The organism is Mucilaginibacter ximonensis (assembly GCF_042686265.1).
Classification (GTDB): Bacteria; Bacteroidota; Bacteroidia; order Sphingobacteriales; family Sphingobacteriaceae; genus Mucilaginibacter; species Mucilaginibacter ximonensis.
Map to the genome: position 1 here is coordinate 802,824 of NZ_JBHUPD010000002.1, position 17,226 is coordinate 820,049.

Sequence of the window (17,226 nt, forward strand, 5' to 3'; positions counted from 1 at the left end):
GTTCAATGAATTAAAACCCCTGTATCTCGGGCTGGCGATACTTCCACATGCGTTGTAATAATTTAATCTCGTATGGATATTTATGAAAGTTGATCTTGTAACGAAAGGTCGATATGGCTTTAATGGCCGCGCGTTTCAGGCTATTCAGGCGGATATCGGTTTCCGTAGGGAAAACGCCGTTAAGTACCACTTCAAAATCTCTGATCTTGTCTATCATTTCGGCAGTTAACCATGGGGTTAGCGGGTTCTTGCGTAAATCAAAATTCTCCCAGGCGGGGCTTATCCAATCCTCCAGCGTTTGCGGGAATTTAAAGCCGCTCTCCAGTACCTGTTTGTACATTTCTGAACCCTCAGTAGGCACCGGGCTATAGGTATAAATAATGATCTCTGTTTTTGGGTTAATGGCCTTTACCTTTTTGATAAAATCTATCTCAAAATCAATCTGCGCCATTACCTTTTCGGGCGTCGGCGCCGGTGTGCCCAATACAAATGAGTATTCAGGGATGATGTCGAACTTCTTCAGTCGCCCGGCAAATTCAAGGATTTGTTTTCCCGTTTGCGTGCCGCCCTTGTCCATCTGCTCCAGAATGCTGTCGTTCCCACTTTCGGCACCGAAGAATATGATTTTGCAGCCACCGCGACGGATAGCTTCAAGCGATGAATCCTTAAACTTGCTCATAGTATCAATACGGGCCATCCCCCACCAGGTCATATTTTCGGGCTCAATGAGTTTGGCGAACTCAACGGCACGTTTTTCGGATACAAAAAAGTTGTTGTCGTGGAATTCAATAGCTGTAGCTCCCCATTTGTCCTTAATATATTTTACATCCTTATAAATATTTTGCGCCGATTTGCCTTTCCATCTGGCCTCATAAATTGGCACCACCGCGCAGAATGAGCAGGTAAACGGGCAGCCAATGCTGGAATGATAAGCTAATGTTTTTTCGCCCAGATATGTTTTGCCCAAAAACCTGGGTATGGGGTACATGGTATTCAGCTTATCGTAAGGTAATGGCGGTAACGAATCCTGATCAATCAGATCCTCTTTCACCGTTTTTACAATGCGCCCATCCGTCCCCTGGTAAATCAGGTTTTTAATAAACTCGTATGGCTTGTTATTTTCCAGCGCATCAATCAGGTTCGGAAAAGCATTGTCGCCGGGACCATTGATAATAAAATCTACCAAATGCGAGTACAAAACAGATTCAGGTTGATTTGAAGGAAAATATCCGCCCCAAATCATTTTGACATGTGGATATTTATGTTTTACCGCACTGGCAGCGGCGATTGCCTGCTTTAACTGCGGGCCAGGCATTACCGAAAAGCCCAGGTACTTGTACTCGCCGGTATCTACATAGCCCATTATCTTTTGCACCGGGTCGGCTTCGCAATTACCGTCTACAATCACCCAATCATACCTACCCTCCACAGAGGCCGCAATATTCATGATGGAGTTGGGTATCCGGTATTTGGCGTTAGCGCTTTTGGGGTTAAACAATAATATCTTATTCATAGGCTAAGGGCAGATGAATAATGGCAATGGGCCCTGCAACCCATCACCATTAAAGAGAAACTAATTCTACAATTACACAATTATCAACAGAGTTACGCCGCGCAGAAAATAAAGGTTGCCCGTGTTTTTGAAAAAATCGTTAAGGCAACCTGATGCACTTATCAATCGTAATTAATCTATATGATAATTATTAAAAGCTCCATTTTGTCATGAGTACAGCCATAGCAACCGGCAATCCGTTCAGCGGCCTGGTATCGGCCTTCAAAAAGGTCATAAACAGTAATCCGTTAATTGAAAAAGGATCGGCCGAGGCTTATGATATCTGGGCCGGGAACTATGATGTACAACCCGGCAATTTAATGCTGGATATGGACGAGGAAGTATTTGGCTGCCTGCTCTCGGCAATCGACGTTAAAGGCAAACAAATAGCCGATATTGGTTGTGGCACTGGCCGTCACTGGCCCAAATTGTTTGCGGGGCAGCCGGAAAGCTTAACGGGCTTTGATGTATCGGCGGGTATGCTTCGTCGCCTGGAACAGAAATTCCCCGGGGCGAAAACGCAACAGATCGCCGATAATTTATTTAAAGATATTGCTGATGCCAGTTATGATGTAGTGATATCTACACTAACGGTGGCCCATATTGAAAACCTCGAAGAGGCATTAAATGCGTGGTGTCGCATGGTTAAGCCAAAGGCAGAGATTATCATTACCGATTTTCATCCCAACGCATTGGCACACGGCGGCAAACGCACTTTCAGGCACGACAATGGAAGTATATCCATCCAAAATTTTGTTCATTATGTGTACGACGTTGAGCGTATACTGCAAAGTCATGGTTTTAAATCAGTTAACAAGCTCGAAAAAACCATTGATGAATCAGTAAAACACTATTACGAGCAACAAAATGCCCTGCACGTTTATGAAAAATTTAAGGATGCACGTATCATTTACGGCATTCATTTAACCCGGGGCTATGATACTGAATAACGTTACTACCATAACAGGTAACGGCCCCACCAATATCCAGCTAAGCAGCAATAACAGGTCGCCGTCTGCCGGCAGTACGGTTGGCGCGTTACAGCTGGATATGGGTGGCGCATTGGCTTTCCGGGGCCTGGTAAACTCGCATGATCATCTGGATTTTAATCTTTTCCCGCAACTGGGCGACCGCATCTATAATAACTACACCGAGTGGGGTAATTACATTCACGCTAACTACAAAGCAGAGATTGCGGCGGTATTAAAAGTACCCCTGCATTTGAGAACAAGCTGGGGGATATTTAAAAACCTGCTTTGCGGGGTAACTACAGTTATTAACCACGGTGAACATTTAGCCCTCAACAATCCGCCAATAACTGTTCTGCAAGGGCACAGCATCCACTCGGTACAATTTGAAAAACGATGGAAATTAAAGCTTAATAATCCGTTTAAAAGCCGGGCGGTAATGATCCATATCGGTGAGGGGCAGGATGAGCTATCTAACAAAGAGATCAACCAGTTATGCTATTGGAATTTACTCAAAAAAAAACTCATCGGCATTCACGGCATTGCTATGACTGAAGAGCAAGCCAAAAACTTTGAGGCGCTGGTTTGGTGCCCCGAGTCTAACTACTTTTTGTTTAACAGGACCGCTAAAATCGATCAGCTTAAAAAACATACAACAATACTTTTTGGTACCGATTCAACCCTAACCGGCAATTGGAACATTTGGGACCATATACGCCTGGCCCGCAAAACCCAAATGCTGACGGATGCCGAATTGTACAGCTCTATTTACCTGGGTGGCGTGCTGTGCCGGGCTAATCATGCAGACGATGACGGAACGATTGTGGTTGCCAAACGCAAAGCCGATACAAGCCCATTTGACGCTTATTTTGACACCGACCCGGCTGATATCCTTTTAGTAGTTCATCATGGTCATATCCGTTTATTTGACGCTTCTTTATTCGATCAATTGAAGCATCGTGATTTGAGCAATTTTAGTGAGCTAGAGATCGACGGAAGTTTTAAATATGTCGACGGAAATCTGCCAGCTTTGATCAAACAAATCAAAACTTATTATCCCGGGGCAGCATTCCCCATATCCGGCTGATTTGATATGCATTATGTTTCACTGATCTATCAACGCGATGGCAGCTACAGTTTGCCGCACCCCTGGTTACAGCGGGTACGGCCATATGGTGGTGTGCTGGAAGCGCTGGCTTTGCATAGCAAGGTGACACACGTGGCGCAAATAAACTATGAAGGAGAACTTATAGAGAACGGCGTCAACTACCATTTTGTGAGTTGTAGCGATGAGCAGGAATTGTTTCCTTATAAACTTCACCGATTCATCAAAAGCCTTAAGCCTGATGTGGTGCTGGTTCATAGCTTTAATCACCCGCTGCAGGTTGTTCAGCTGCGCCTGGTTTTACCAAATCAAGTCAAAATCATTGTACAAAACCATGCAGAGAAACCAGCTGTCGGCATGCGTAAAGTTTTGCAGCGCCTGGCCGATAAATGGGTAGATGCCTACCTGTTTGCATCAACAACCATGGGATTGGATTGGGTGGCGAAGGGCAATATTGCATCACCAAAAAAAATCCACGAGGTGATGGAGCTTTCATCAGTATTTTATCAGACAGATAAGCAAATCGCGCGGGCAAAAACAGGTGTCGATGCAGACATGGTTTATTTGTGGGTAGGGCGGCTGGACGCAAATAAAGACCCCCTTACCGTGGTAAAAGCTTTTATAAAATTTGCTGAGGTAAATACTAAGGCGTGCCTTTATATGCTCTATCATACTGAAGAACTGCTTACGGAAATAAAAAAGTTGCTACGTGAATCGCCAAACCCTGACGCTGTAAAACTGATTGGCAAGCTCCCCCATGATGACATGCAATATTGGTTTAACAGTGCTGATTTTTTTGTGGCGGCCTCTTATTATGAAGGTAGCGGGACGGCTTTGTGTGAGGCTTTGTCCTGCGGATGTGTGCCGATAGTTTCTGATATACCTTCTTTCATAATGATCACCGATAGTGGTAAAATCGGGCTGCTGTTTTCGCCGGGAAAAGAAGATGAATTGCTACTGTGTCTGAACAAAAGCCAGGAACTTGATTTGAATGCGCAGCGCGAAAATGCGCTGGCCTACTTTAAATCAAATTTATCTTTTGAAGCTATCGCTCAAAAAATTCATGCCGTGGCGTCTTCGTTATGAAGTACCGGCTGATATAAGGCCATAATATCATGCGCCATTTGGGTAACACTTTGTACCAACACCGGTTCGTGATCGCGGCTTTCGTCCATCAAAATATCAAGCGCAGTTTTGCCCATCTCCTCAGCATCAGCAACCACATAATGATGCCTGAAAGATTTTTTCATTGGCTTTAAAAAAGAGATAACATGAGCGCCGGCATACAAGGCCTCCAGTAATACGGTACCGAAGCCCTCATAGCTGGAAGGATGCAAAAATACTTTGGCCTGTTGCATCATAACCAGCATTTCCGCATGCGATATTTCACCTTTAAATTCGATATTGTTTTGTAAACCGTATTGCGCCGCCAGGGCCAGCAGATTGTTTAACTCAGGGCCTTTGCCACAAAGTACCACGCGCACATTTGGCAGGCTTTGTTTAACTATCTTAACTGCTTCAATAAACAAATGATACTGCTTTAAAGGGATCAAAAAACCGGCACCTAAAATATCGATATCCCGTTCTTTCACTTCGGTATCAAACATGGCGGGGTTGATACCGCTGGCCACCAAATGTTGTGCAGTTATTCCGTAGTTTTTTTCAAACTGGTCGATCAAAAACTGCGACAGTGCGATCAGATTGCTGCCGTCTTTATTAACTATCCGGCTTACATACCGGTTGCCCGCGCGGGCGTCCTGGCCTAACATCCAGGCGTAATTTTGCAACCCGTGTTTTTTGGCAAACATATGGGCAATAAAGGCGCATTCATCCAGCCAAAAACTCAGCAGGCCGATAACCTCATTGTCTTTATTCAGCTGCTTTAGTTGCTGATAGGCCCTAAACCAGACAACACGCCTTGGTAAACCGCTTTTACCTTTGCCGCCCAAAGCAATTATCCGCACCCCGTCCCAATAATACTCGCGCGATTGAAACGGATACTGAAACGACAGCACAATAATATTCAGATGCGGGTAAGTATCGCGCAGCACACGGATAAAAATCTGCCTGTCGGGCAGGCAGGTGGTATCAGCCTCGTTTTCGGGGAAACCTGGAGTCAGTATTATGAGCGTGCTACGCATAGGCAGCTATTTCTGGAGTTATTACTTTGTCGCAAAAATCAAGGCTTGCGGTATTGTGTGTTATAAGAATGATCATTTTGCCCTGGCGGGTAAGCTGTTTTAAGCGACCAAGAATCTCCCTTTCTGATTGCTCGTCCATCTCAGAAAAAGCCTCGTCTAACACCAGCAGGTCAAAATCATGATATAACGCCCGCGCCAGCATTAAACGCTGCCGCTGACCGCCGCTTATGTTTTTACCATTTTCGCGGATGAAATCATTGACACCATTTTCATAAGTCAGCAGCAAATCGCCCAATCCACAAAAACTGATTACTTCGTTAAGTTTATGACTATCATATAATTCGTCGGACAGCACAATGTTCTTGGCCAGCGTATCATTGATGATAAATGCCTGTTGTTTAACGTACGATATGCGGCTTAAAAACTCTTGCCGTTTTATCCAGTTGGTCCGCGAATGGTTAAACAGAATATGCCCTTTATGATGTTTTAAAAAACCCAGCATTAGTTGTATAGCTGTAGTCTTGCCTTTACCGGATGCGGATGATAATCCCACAAAATCGCCGCAATTAATTTCAAAGCTCAGGTTGTTTAAAACGTAGGGCTTGTCGTATCTGAATTTAACGCGGTCAAATACAATTGATTGCAGGCGCTGTTTTTCATCAACAATAGGGATTTGATTAGCCACGGGCTGCAGATCGTCAATATTAAAGGAATAGGTTTTAATCTGACTGGTACTATTCAGTATCTTGATAAGACCGGGGATGATCTTATAGCTTGCAGCCATAAATACACCTATGGTGAGCAAACTCACCGCAGGTGTGCCCGACGAAAATTTATTGATAGCTATGAGCACAAAAAAACCTAAAATGGCAAAAACCTCAACTAACCTTGAGGTTAATCCCTGCAGCGTTTGTTGTGTGGCGATATTGTTATTAAGGTGTAATTGCTGTTGATGGTATCGCTCTACAAAAAAGTCGTCTTTACGATAAACATTGCTCTCGATGTAGCCGTCTAATGATTCTTTTAAATGCTGAATTACCTTCTGGCTTACCGCGCGGTTATCATGGCGGATTACCTTAAGCTTATTCCGGATAAAATTAGCCAGCAATATCACCGGGGGCAACAAGAGCAACAGCAGCATAAAAAACAGGCTTGGGTGCCAAAGCAGCACGCCGGCCATGGTGGCTAAAATCAATATCGCCTGTGAAACTACCTGTTGCACATTGGTTAGAATGTAGTTGCTAAACTCAATAGGTTGATTGCTGATGCGGCGAATAAGCACTGATGAGTCGGTATGAATAAAACGCAGGTAATCATCTTTTAAGTAAGTGCGGATGTTACGCTCAGATAATCGCGAAGCAATACCGTAAAAAAAAATTTGTTGTGCGCTGGTGTTGCGGTAACCTATCCAGTTCTTGAGCCCGAAAAGCACAAGAAACATACCTACAAATAAAAGCGAATTGCGGTTTAGCAAAGCAGATGGCAGAAACGACAGCACTGCTGGCTCCTGATTTTTTAAATAGAAGTTGATGACGACTAACATTCCGCCTAAAAAAACGACGTCCAGAATACCCATGATCAGGTCGGCAAAAATGAGCTGTATAAGCCTCATTTTTTCGCGGGGTTCAAGGATAGCCAGTATGCCGTTGATAATCTTTTTCAAGCGTATTGTTAACTTTTTAGCGAATACGTGTAGTGCGCCCTATGCGTTGCCCCTGCTGCGGTTTATTCCTGCTAAAAGATTATTAACTTTATCAAACAAATAACAACCTTGCATGAAAAAAACATCCCTTGTACTGTTACTGACGTTATTTATTGTTAAGGCTTTCGCACAAAGTAACCCCGTCCCATACGGGCACAATGATACAGCGGGCAAGTTTTATGATGTGCGGGGCATTAAAATGTACACCGAAGTTTATGGCAGTGGCAAACCCTTGTTGCTGATTCACGGCAACGGCGGCAGTATGGCCGCCTTTAGTAAGACCATCCCTTACTTCGCCCAAAAATATAGAGTAATAGCGGTTGACAGCCGTGCCCACGGCCGTACTAAAGACGACCAGGATTCGCTTAGCTTTGAGATGATGGCCGATGATTTTGATGCGCTGCTCACCACCATGCACATTGATTCAGCTTATGTTTTGGGCTGGAGCGATGGGGCCATCAATGCATTGGTTCTGGCCATGCGGCATCCTGATAAAGTAATTAAGCTGGCTTCGACCGGCGCAAACCTTTGGCCTGATTCAACCGGGTTGATACCCTCTTACTGGAAAGGCGAGCAGGTTGATTACGCCAAATGGCAAAAACGCCTGCCACTAAAAGACGCCGCTGCGAGAAATACCTATAAAATATTTATGCTTGATTTTAATCAGCCTAATATCCCCTTGCTTGCTTTGCGGGCTATTAAAGCGCCTTCGCTCATTATCGGCGGCGATCATGATTTGATACCGGTACATCACACCGTAGATATTTACCAAAATATCCCAAACGCGCAATTATGGATTGTACCTAACTCGGGCCATGCTACGCTTATCGAACACAGCGACGAGTTTAATCGTCTGGTGGACGACTTTTTTAGTAAGCCATTTAAGAAGCGTGGATAGTGATATGTTTTAATCCCTATAAAATGGGCTGTCACTCGTGGCTTGCATTTCAGCAGCCCTGCGCGCAAGCTTCAACTTGCGCAGTATGACACCCTATGTGTTGGTAAAAAGAAAAAGGCTTATAATCATAAGCCTTTTTCTTTTTAAAGTACCCTTACCTTAATGTTTTTAAATGCAACCGGTCCGTGGTGATCTTGTAATTGGATGCGACCTTTTTCAACCATGCCAAATACCGGCTCAACTTTGCTGAATTTACTTTTAGCTATGCCGGCAAGATATTCGTCGCTGCCGCGGCTATATTCCAATACTTTTTTGCCGTTTACCCAGTGCTGTACGTTTTTGCCCTTAGCTACTATGCGGATGGTATTCCACTGGCCTGGAGGGTTTACTTTTTTGTTGGCTTCTACAGGCGCCAGCACATCGTATAATGATCCCAGCAAGTGATTGGCCTGTTTATTGTCCTCGCCGTTAACATCGTCAATGATTTGAAACTCGCAGCCCAGGTTGCCGCCCTTGTCGTATTTATGGCAGAAGTATTTGATACCGGTATTGGTTCCCGGTTCAATATTAAAATCGGCGGTAAACTCAAAGTCGCCATATTCGTCGGCCGTATAAATGTCGCCACCATTTGCGCCTTTTTTAAGGGTTAGGGCGCCGTTGTCAATTTCCCAGGCACCGGGTGCTGCGGTTACCGCCGAGCCGTCCGCTTTTGTCCACCCGCTGGTGGTGGTGCCGTCAAACAGCAGTTTCCAATGCTGGGCGGCCTCTTTTTTAGTTAATGTATTGTCTTTTGTTTTTTGGCTGAAGGCGGGGCATATAACAACAGCCAGCGCAAAGGTTAAAATAAGTTTTTTCATGGTTTTATTGGTCTACTCAAAGATATCAAATTACCGCACTATTGTATTCAGTATCAGCACACCTATCAAACCTGTTACAGAAACCAGGGTCTCCATCAGCGACCATGAGAGGAAGGTTTGTTTCATGCTCAGGCCAAAGTATTCCATGGTAACCCAAAATGAGGTGTCGTTAACATGCGAGCAGAATAAACTGCCGGCGCCTACTGAAAGCACCATCAAATTAGGGTTGGCGCCGGTTTGTTGCATCAATGGGTAAATAATGCCTGCCGCCGTGAGGCCTGCTACAGTAGCCGAGCCTAAGCACAAACGTAAAATAGCTGCAATTATCCAGCCTAGTACTAAAGGCGGCAAGTGCAGCCCTTGCAGAATAGTAGCAATCTGCGCGTTGGCGCCGCTGTCTAAAAATATCTGTTTCAAAATACCGGCGCTGCCGATGATGAGCAGGATCATAGATACCTCGCGGATGGCGTCGGCATAAACGTTCATTACCTCGGTGAGTTTCATCCCCTGCCGAACGCCCAAAGTATAAGTGGCGATAGCGATGGTCTCCATCATGGCGACATTAGCATCGCCCAGAAAAGCTGCCACGCGGCCTATAGTAGTATCGGCACCAACCAGTTTAATAGCAAGGCTGCTCACACCAATCAATATCACCGGCAAAAGCGACGACAGTATACTGTTCCATAAGCCCGGCAATTTATCTTCCTGAATATCCTGTACGGCCATGGCTATAACCGAGTTTGTTTTCATGTTGCGTAGCGTACGGGCAAACAGCGGGCCGGCAATAATGATTGTCGGTACCGCAATAATGACACCGTAAACGAACACCTTCACAATGTCTGCATGAAACTGTATCTGTAAGGCCATGGGCGACGGATGCGGCGGTAAAAAGCCATGCATTACCGACAGCGAGGCCAACATGGGTATGCCCACATAAACCAAAGGCAAATTGTACCGGTTGCCTACCGAAAAGATGATGGGTATCAGTAAAAAAAAGCCTACATTATAAAAAAGCGGTATACCCACAATAAAGCCGGTTAAACACATAGCCCAGGTAATGTACTTTTCGCCAAAGGCGTTGCGCATTGAGCTGGCTATTTTTTGCGCAGCACCGCTTACACCAACCAGTTTACCAAGCATGGAGCCCAGTGCAATTACAATTACCAATGAGCCCAGCATATCGCCCAAACCCTTATTTATGGTGGGGACGATTTTATTTAGCGGCATACCCAGCAATAGCGCCGCCATCAATGATATCACCAGGAAACTTAAAAAAGTATTGAGCTTTGCCCAGGTAATGAGCAAAATGAGCGTAATGATGCAGAGAAGAAGGATGAGGATTACCATAGTTTGATAACGTTTGTCATTTCGAGCATAGCGAGAAATCTATACACATACTTTGATTTGCACGTGTATAGATCTCTCGCTATGCTCGAGATGACATATTTAGTCTTATATTTTAATGCGAATCTCTCGGCACATCGCTGCCCGATTTCCCTACCAGAAAATCAAGATCAGCGCCCTTGTCGGCTTGTTGAACGTGGTTTATATATAAGTTTACGTATCCCCGGTTTGAAGCCTGCGGCGGCGCCACCCAATTTTTACGGCGCTCGGCCAGTTCTTGGTCAGATACCTCCAATTCTATCAGACGGTTATGCACATCCAGCTTGATCATGTCGCCGTTCTGTACCAGGCCCAGATTACCGCCAATGGCCGACTCTGGAGACACATGCAAAATCACTGTCCCGAAGGCTGTGCCGCTCATGCGGCCGTCAGATATGCGCACCATATCCGTAACACCTTTAGCCAGGATCTTTTTGGGCAGTGTCATGTTGCCAACCTCGGGCATGCCCGGGTAACCTACCGGCCCTACACATTTCAGCACCATTACGCAGGTTTCATCAATATCCAGATCAGGGTCATCAACACGGGCGTGGTAGTCTTCAATATTTTCAAACACTACGGCACGGCCACGATGCTGCATCAGGCCGGGTGTTGCTGCCGATGGTTTGATAACCGCGCCATTTAAAGCCAGATTACCCTTTAATACAGCAATGCCGGCTTGCTCAATAATAGGTTGGTTATAATTATAAATTACTGCTTCGTTATAGATGGTGCCGGTATCGGCAATATTTTCTTTGTGCGATTTACCGGTAACCGTCAGCGCGTCCATATCCAGCTCGCTACTCATTTGTTTGAGTACTGCAGGCAAACCACCCGCATAATAAAAATCTTCCATCAGGAACTTGCCCGACGGCATCAGGTTAACCAGCAGCGGCATTTTACTGCCCAGCTTATCAAAATCTTCAATATCCAGAGGTACGCCCATGCGGCCGGCAATGGCGGTAAGGTGTATCACAAAATTGGATGAGCCGCCAACAGCAGCGTTTACTTTTATAGCATTCTCAAAAGCGGCGCGGGTAAGGATCTTTGACATTTTCAAATCTTCCTTAACCATTTCCACAATGCGGCGGCCTGATAGCTGCGCGATGCGCTTACGCCTCGAATCAACAGCCGGAATAGCCGCGCTGCCGCTCAATGACATACCCAGCGACTCAACCATACAAGCCATCGTCGAAGCCGTCCCCATGGTCATGCAGTGGCCGGGACTGCGGGACATGCAGCTTTCGGCTTCAGTAAATTCGGCATAACTCATTTTGCCGGTTTTAAGGTCGTCGGTAAAGGTCCACACGTTGGTGCCTGAACCTATATCGTGTCCTTTATATTTGCCGTTCAGCATCGGTCCGCCTTGTACAACAATAGTTGGAAGGTCTACGCTGGCTGCGCCCATTAAGGTGGAAGGCGTAGTTTTATCGCAACCCGTAAGCAGCACCACGCCATCAATAGGGTTACCGCGGATAGACTCTTCGGTGTCCATGCTGGCCAGGTTTCTGAAGAGCATGGCGGTGGGTTTTAACAGTGTTTCGCCAAGCGACATGATAGGGAACTCGACAGGGAAACCACCGGCTTCCAATACGCCGCGCCGTACACTTTCGGCAATATCGCGCAAGTGGGCATTGCAAGGGGTAAGCTCAGACCAGGTATTGCAGATACCGATAACCGGGCGGCCGTCGAACATATCCTCAGGCATGCCCTGGTTTTTCATCCAGCTACGGTATATAAAGCCCATCTTATCTTTTTTACCAAACCAGTCTGCACTTCGAAATTTAGACATATTATAATGATGAGCCGGCGCTTACTTAGGCACCGATATAGTTATGAATTGGTGTATGATATGCAAAGTAGTAAATCTTTAAATAAAGCGCTAAAAAATATATAACGGATAATAGCTCATCAAACAAAGTTTACCTGAACAATAAGTTTCGCTTATTATATGCCGTATAGTCATAAGCTTCTAAATATCAATCAGATATATCGTTTTAAAAATGTGAACAAAATGAACAACAAATTTCGTCAATATAATTTTTACCTTCAATTAACCTTAACCATATCACCAAATGCAACTACTAATGGTAGGCTAATTAGGGGGTTGGCACTACATTTATTTAGTTTGAGTTGGTTAATAACCGGTGTAGCTGAAAAAGCTGCTCCGGTTTATTTGTTTTATGACCTCCCCGCATCGGCATTCAATACAAACTTATTATGGAAAATGTATTTATCTGATTACAATTGCAATCGATTGCAATTTTTATATTTTATTGATTACCTTGGTTGAAAGTTTAGGACTATCTAAACGATAAACCAAATTTGCCATGATTCTGAAGAAGAACCTTTTGGTGTTTGCGCTTGCAGGCGCGGCTACCCAATTGTTTGCACAGCAAAAAAACGATTTAAAGCTTTGGTATAACCAGCCGTCGGACCCGGTATGGGAGCGCGCAATGCCTGTTGGCAATGGCCGCATAGCCGGCATGGTGTACGGCAACCCCGGCCGCGAAACCATTCAGCTTAATGAAACCTCGCTATGGAGCGGCGGCCCTAGCCGTAACGACAGCCCGACCTCATTGGCCGCCTTGCCTGAGATAAGGAAGCTGATCTTTGAAAACAAGCACAAAGAAGCCGCCGACCTGGCTACCAAAACCATGAAAACCAACCGCAATAACGGCATGTGTTATCAGCCAGTGGGTAATTTATATCTAAACTTTCCGGGTCATGAAAATTTTCAAGACTACTATCGCGATCTTGATTTGACCAAAGCTATCGCTACTACCAGCTATACGGTAAACGGCGTGACTTACAAACGCGAAGTATTTGCATCAAATACCGACCAGGTTATAGTGGTGCATTTAACGGCCAGCAAACCGGGCAGTTTAACTTTTTCGGCAGCAATGTCCAGTCCGCAGAAATCAAAAATTGTAACCAGGGGTAATAATGAACTGGAACTATCAGGTATTTCCGGCGACAGGGATGGCGTTAAAGGCGAAGATAAATTCCAGGCATTGATAAAAGTAAAGCTGGATGGGGGCACTATGGCAGCGTCTGACACCTCGGTCAACATCAGCAAAGCTAACAGTGCTACGCTATTCATCTCCATGGCTACCAGCTTTGTAAAATATAACGATGTAAGTGCGGATGAAGCCGCCCGTGCCAATGCATATTTGAACAAAGCCTGGCCTGTACCTTACACTATACTGGTAAGCAGGCACATTGCCGCTTACCAAAAATTCTTTAACCGCGTTAAGCTTGACCTGGGCAGCACCGAGGCCGCCAAGAAACCAACCGACCAGCGTGTGGCCGATTTCGCTACTGGTACCGACCCGCAATTAGTGGAGCTATATTTTCAGTTTGGGCGATATCTGCTGATCTCCTCATCGCAACCGGGCGGCCAGCCGGCCAATCTGCAGGGCATCTGGAACAAAGAAATGAGCCCGCCGTGGGGCAGCAAATACACCATTAACATCAATACCGAAATGAACTACTGGCCGGCCGAGGAAACCAACCTGGCCGAGATGCACGAACCTTTGGTGCAAATGGTAAAAGATCTTTCAGAAACCGGCCGCCAAACTGCCAAAGACATGTACGGCGTAGGCGGCTGGGTTACGCATCATAATACCGACATATGGCGCAGCAACGGTATTGTGGATGGTATTTACTGGGGGCTGTGGCCTTCGGGCGGTGCGTGGCTGAGCACCCAGCTTTGGGACAGATATATGTATAGCGGCGACAAAAACTATCTGAAAACCGTTTACCCCGCATTACGGGGCGTCGCTCAGTTTTATCTGGAAGACCTGATCGAAGAACCTGAGCATCATTGGCTGGTGATATCGCCGTCCATGTCGCCGGAGAATAACCCACAGGCATATGGCAATGTATCTATCGATGCCGGTGTTACCATGGATAACCAGATTGTGTTTGATATTTTTAACGAGGTGATAGCATCGGCTAAAATTCTGGGCATAGATCAGGCCTTTGCAGCCAGGCTAAAAGCTGCCCGCGACCGGCTGCCGCCTATGCATATTGGCCAGTACGGCCAATTGCAGGAGTGGTTGCATGACCTGGATAGCCCGAACGATCATAACCGGCATATATCGCACCTTTATGGTTTATATCCAAGCAACCAGATCTCGCCTTACCGTACGCCTGAGTTGTTTGATGCCGCACGTACGTCGCTGATTTTCCGTACCGATGTATCAACCGGCTGGTCGATGGGGTGGAAGGTAAACTTTTGGGCCAGGTTGCTGGACGGCAATCATGCTTATAAACTTATTCAAAACCAACTGACGCCGGTGGGCAAGAATCATGGTGTTTCCAACAATGGCGGCGGCACCTATCCCAACCTGTTTGATGCGCACCCCCCGTTCCAGATTGACGGTAACTTTGGCTGCACAGCCGGTATTTGCGAAATGCTGATGCAAAGCGATGACGGGGCGCTTAACCTTTTACCGGCCCTGCCAGATGCGTGGCCTACCGGCAGCATAAGTGGCCTGCGCGCACGCGGTGGTTTTGAAATTGTAAGTATGAAATGGGCCAATGGTAAGTTAAGTGAAGTAAAAATCAAGTCGACTTTAGGTGGTAATTGTCGCCTGCGTGTACCCAATAGTATAAAGCTGGTAGGTGGAGCTATCAAAACCGCCAAAGGCGCTAACAGCAATTTCTTCTACCAGAATGAAGAAACAGCTAAGCCGATCATTTCCGAAAAAGCGCAGTTGAAACCAACTGGTGAGAAAGCGACTTTGTTGTATGATTTTGGTACTGTTGCGGGCAAGACATATACTTTGGTGGGTGTTTAAATGAATGTATGATTTGAGACGCGAAGCATCGCGTCTCTACCGCCAGACAGTCAACTAATGGATAAAACAAAAAGGCTCGCTAATCAGCGAGCCTTTTTGTTTTATCCTATTAATGTTATTTGGGCCCATAGGTAATCACCGGGATAATCATTTCCTCGAGCGAAATACCGCCATGCTGGAAAGTTTCGTTATAGAAATTTACAAAGTGATTGTAGTTGTTTGGATATACAAAGTAGGTGTCCTCCTTAGCAAATACAAAGCTTGAGCTTACGTGCAATTTAGGCAGCATTGCATCGTGCGGATTGCGGATGTGGAATACGTCCTTAGCGTTAAAATTAAGGTTGCGGCCCTGTTTGTAACGCAGGTTGGTGTTGGTGTTACGGTCGCCGATGATCTTGCTTGGTTTTTTAACACGAATAGTGCCGTGATCGGTGGTGATAATCACACGAACCTGTTTATTAGCCAGGAATTTCAACAGATCGAATAAAGGCGAATGTTCAAACCACGACAGCGTTAATGAGCGATAAGCGGCATCATCACTGGCCAGCTCACGGATCATCTGCATATCGGTACGCGCATGCGACAGCATATCAACGAAGTTATAGACAACAATGTTCAGGTCATTCTTCATGAGGTTGCTTACCGAATCGTTCAGCGCACGGCCCTCGTCAAGGTTCAGAATCTTGTGATATGAGTGCTTGATGTCCTTACGGTAAACGCGACTGATCTGATCGGCCACAAAATCGGCCTCATACAGGTTTTTGCCGCCCTCATCCTCGTCATTTTGCCACATGCCGGGAAAGCGTTTCTCCATTTCCAGTGGCATCAGTCCCGAAAAAATAGCGTTACGGGCATATTGGGTAGCCGTAGGCAGGATGCTGTAGTAGCTATCTTCTTCCTCGAGCTTAAAATATTGTGATATAATTGGGTTAATGATCTTAAACTGATCGTAACGCAAATTATCAATCAGTATAAAGAAAACCGGCACATTTGCCTCGAGTTTGGGAAACACCTTCTTTTTAAATAGCTGAGGTGAAATAGTGGGTGCGTTTTCGGGGTTCTTTAACCAATTAAGATAGTTCTTCTCTACGAACTTGCAGAACTGCATGTTGGCCTCGGCTTTTTGCAGCGTTAATATTTCGTGCATACCGGCATCTTCCAGCTGCTGTAGCTCAAGCTCCCAGTATATCAGTTTTTTATAAACATCGCCCCACTCCTGGAAATCGAGATTATCGTTAAGCGTGATGCCCAGGTTCCTGAAATCCTGCTGATAGGCCATAGTGGTTTTTTCGGTCACCAGGCGTTTATTCTCAATTAGTTTTTTGATGGTCGACAGGATCTGTTTCGGATGTACCGGCTTAATCAGGTAATCGCCAATTTTTGAGCCGATGGCATCTTCCATCAGGTATTCTTCCTCATTTTTGGTGATCATCACAATAGGCACATCGTTATTGATGTTTTTGATCTGTGCCAATGTTTCAATACCGGTTAGACCCGGCATATTCTCATCCAGGAAAACCAGGTCGAAGTAGCCGTTTTTAAACGCCTCAACGGCATCGTTGCCATTGGTAACAGTTGTCACTTTATAGCCCTTTTCGTTCAGGAAAAGTATATGTGGTTTTAACAGGTCAATTTCATCATCAGCCCATAATATGTTAGTATCCTGCATAATATGTTGTAGTATTCTATAAATAAAAAGTAGTTCAGTAATTCAGGCTGTTATAGCACAATTTACACCAAACATAGGCATATAACCCCAAAGGCAGTTATTTGTTACGCTTTATGGCACAGTATTAACAAAAATTAACAATTAGG

12 protein-coding genes are annotated in these 17,226 nt (G+C 45.4%); 5 read left to right on the forward strand and 7 right to left on the reverse strand.

Features of this window, described 5'->3' with window-relative positions; genetic code table 11:
* Positions 1–10: 10 nt before the first annotated feature.
* Positions 11–1,513: a B12-binding domain-containing radical SAM protein gene (locus ACFS5N_RS11195; RefSeq protein WP_377185355.1), complete on the reverse strand. Its 1,503-nt coding sequence runs from the start codon at positions 1,511–1,513 to the stop codon at positions 11–13.
* Positions 1,514–1,722: 209 nt separating this feature from the next.
* On the opposite strand from ACFS5N_RS11195, the gene ACFS5N_RS11200 reads away from it, so the two are divergent.
* The 3 genes from ACFS5N_RS11200 to ACFS5N_RS11210 are packed head-to-tail and all read left to right on the forward strand — an operon-like array spanning position 1,723 to position 4,711.
* The gene (locus ACFS5N_RS11200; RefSeq protein ID WP_377185357.1) at positions 1,723–2,502 is read left to right on the forward strand and encodes a class I SAM-dependent methyltransferase; all 780 of its coding nucleotides are present in this window, start codon (positions 1,723–1,725) and stop codon (positions 2,500–2,502) included.
* Entirely contained in the window at positions 2,489–3,607 is a 1,119-nt protein-coding gene (locus ACFS5N_RS11205; protein ID WP_377185359.1) for a hypothetical protein, read from the forward strand. Before ACFS5N_RS11200 ends, ACFS5N_RS11205 begins: the two co-directional genes overlap by 14 nt.
* A gap of 6 nt (positions 3,608–3,613) precedes the next feature.
* On the forward strand, positions 3,614–4,711 hold the full coding sequence (locus tag ACFS5N_RS11210) for a glycosyltransferase family 4 protein (RefSeq protein WP_377185361.1): 1,098 nt from the start codon (positions 3,614–3,616) through the stop codon (positions 4,709–4,711).
* Here the strand turns inward: ACFS5N_RS11210 and ACFS5N_RS11215 are convergent.
* Together ACFS5N_RS11215 and ACFS5N_RS11220 are read right to left on the reverse strand one after the other, a co-directional pair.
* Positions 4,687–5,766 (reverse strand): glycosyltransferase, encoded by a 1,080-nt coding sequence (locus ACFS5N_RS11215; protein WP_377185363.1) that lies wholly within the window; start codon positions 5,764–5,766, stop codon positions 4,687–4,689. The two genes, ACFS5N_RS11210 and ACFS5N_RS11215, sit on opposite strands and share 25 nt — an antisense overlap.
* Positions 5,759–7,429: an ATP-binding cassette domain-containing protein gene (locus ACFS5N_RS11220; RefSeq protein WP_377185365.1), complete on the reverse strand. Its 1,671-nt coding sequence runs from the start codon at positions 7,427–7,429 to the stop codon at positions 5,759–5,761. The genes ACFS5N_RS11215 and ACFS5N_RS11220 overlap by 8 nt, the downstream gene beginning before the upstream one ends.
* A gap of 112 nt (positions 7,430–7,541) precedes the next feature.
* Here ACFS5N_RS11220 and ACFS5N_RS11225 point away from each other — a divergent pair, with 112 nt between their 5' ends.
* Positions 7,542–8,366, forward strand: a complete 825-nt coding sequence (locus tag ACFS5N_RS11225; protein ID WP_377185367.1) for an alpha/beta fold hydrolase — start codon at positions 7,542–7,544, stop codon at positions 8,364–8,366.
* Between the two features lie 143 nt (positions 8,367–8,509).
* On the opposite strand, the gene ACFS5N_RS11230 is transcribed toward ACFS5N_RS11225, so the two are convergent.
* From ACFS5N_RS11230 to ACFS5N_RS11240, 3 genes are all read right to left on the reverse strand, one after another.
* Positions 8,510–9,223: a 3-keto-disaccharide hydrolase gene (locus tag ACFS5N_RS11230; RefSeq protein ID WP_377185369.1), complete on the reverse strand. Its 714-nt coding sequence runs from the start codon at positions 9,221–9,223 to the stop codon at positions 8,510–8,512.
* Between the two features lie 30 nt (positions 9,224–9,253).
* Positions 9,254–10,570, reverse strand: a complete 1,317-nt coding sequence (locus tag ACFS5N_RS11235; protein WP_377185371.1) for a gluconate:H+ symporter — start codon at positions 10,568–10,570, stop codon at positions 9,254–9,256.
* Between the two features lie 112 nt (positions 10,571–10,682).
* On the reverse strand, positions 10,683–12,398 hold the full coding sequence (locus ACFS5N_RS11240) for an IlvD/Edd family dehydratase (RefSeq protein WP_377185373.1): 1,716 nt from the start codon (positions 12,396–12,398) through the stop codon (positions 10,683–10,685).
* A 538-nt stretch (positions 12,399–12,936) separates the two neighbouring features.
* On the opposite strand from ACFS5N_RS11240, the gene ACFS5N_RS11245 reads away from it, so the two are divergent.
* Positions 12,937–15,411 carry a glycoside hydrolase family 95 protein gene (locus ACFS5N_RS11245; protein WP_377185375.1) on the forward strand — a complete coding sequence of 825 codons (2,475 nt, stop codon included), beginning with the start codon at positions 12,937–12,939 and terminating at the stop codon, positions 15,409–15,411.
* A gap of 115 nt (positions 15,412–15,526) precedes the next feature.
* Here the strand turns inward: ACFS5N_RS11245 and porX are convergent, their stop codons facing one another.
* Entirely contained in the window at positions 15,527–17,080 is a 1,554-nt protein-coding gene (porX, locus tag ACFS5N_RS11250) for a T9SS response regulator signal transducer PorX (protein WP_377185378.1), read from the reverse strand.
* Between the last annotated feature and the right edge of the window lie 146 nt (positions 17,081–17,226).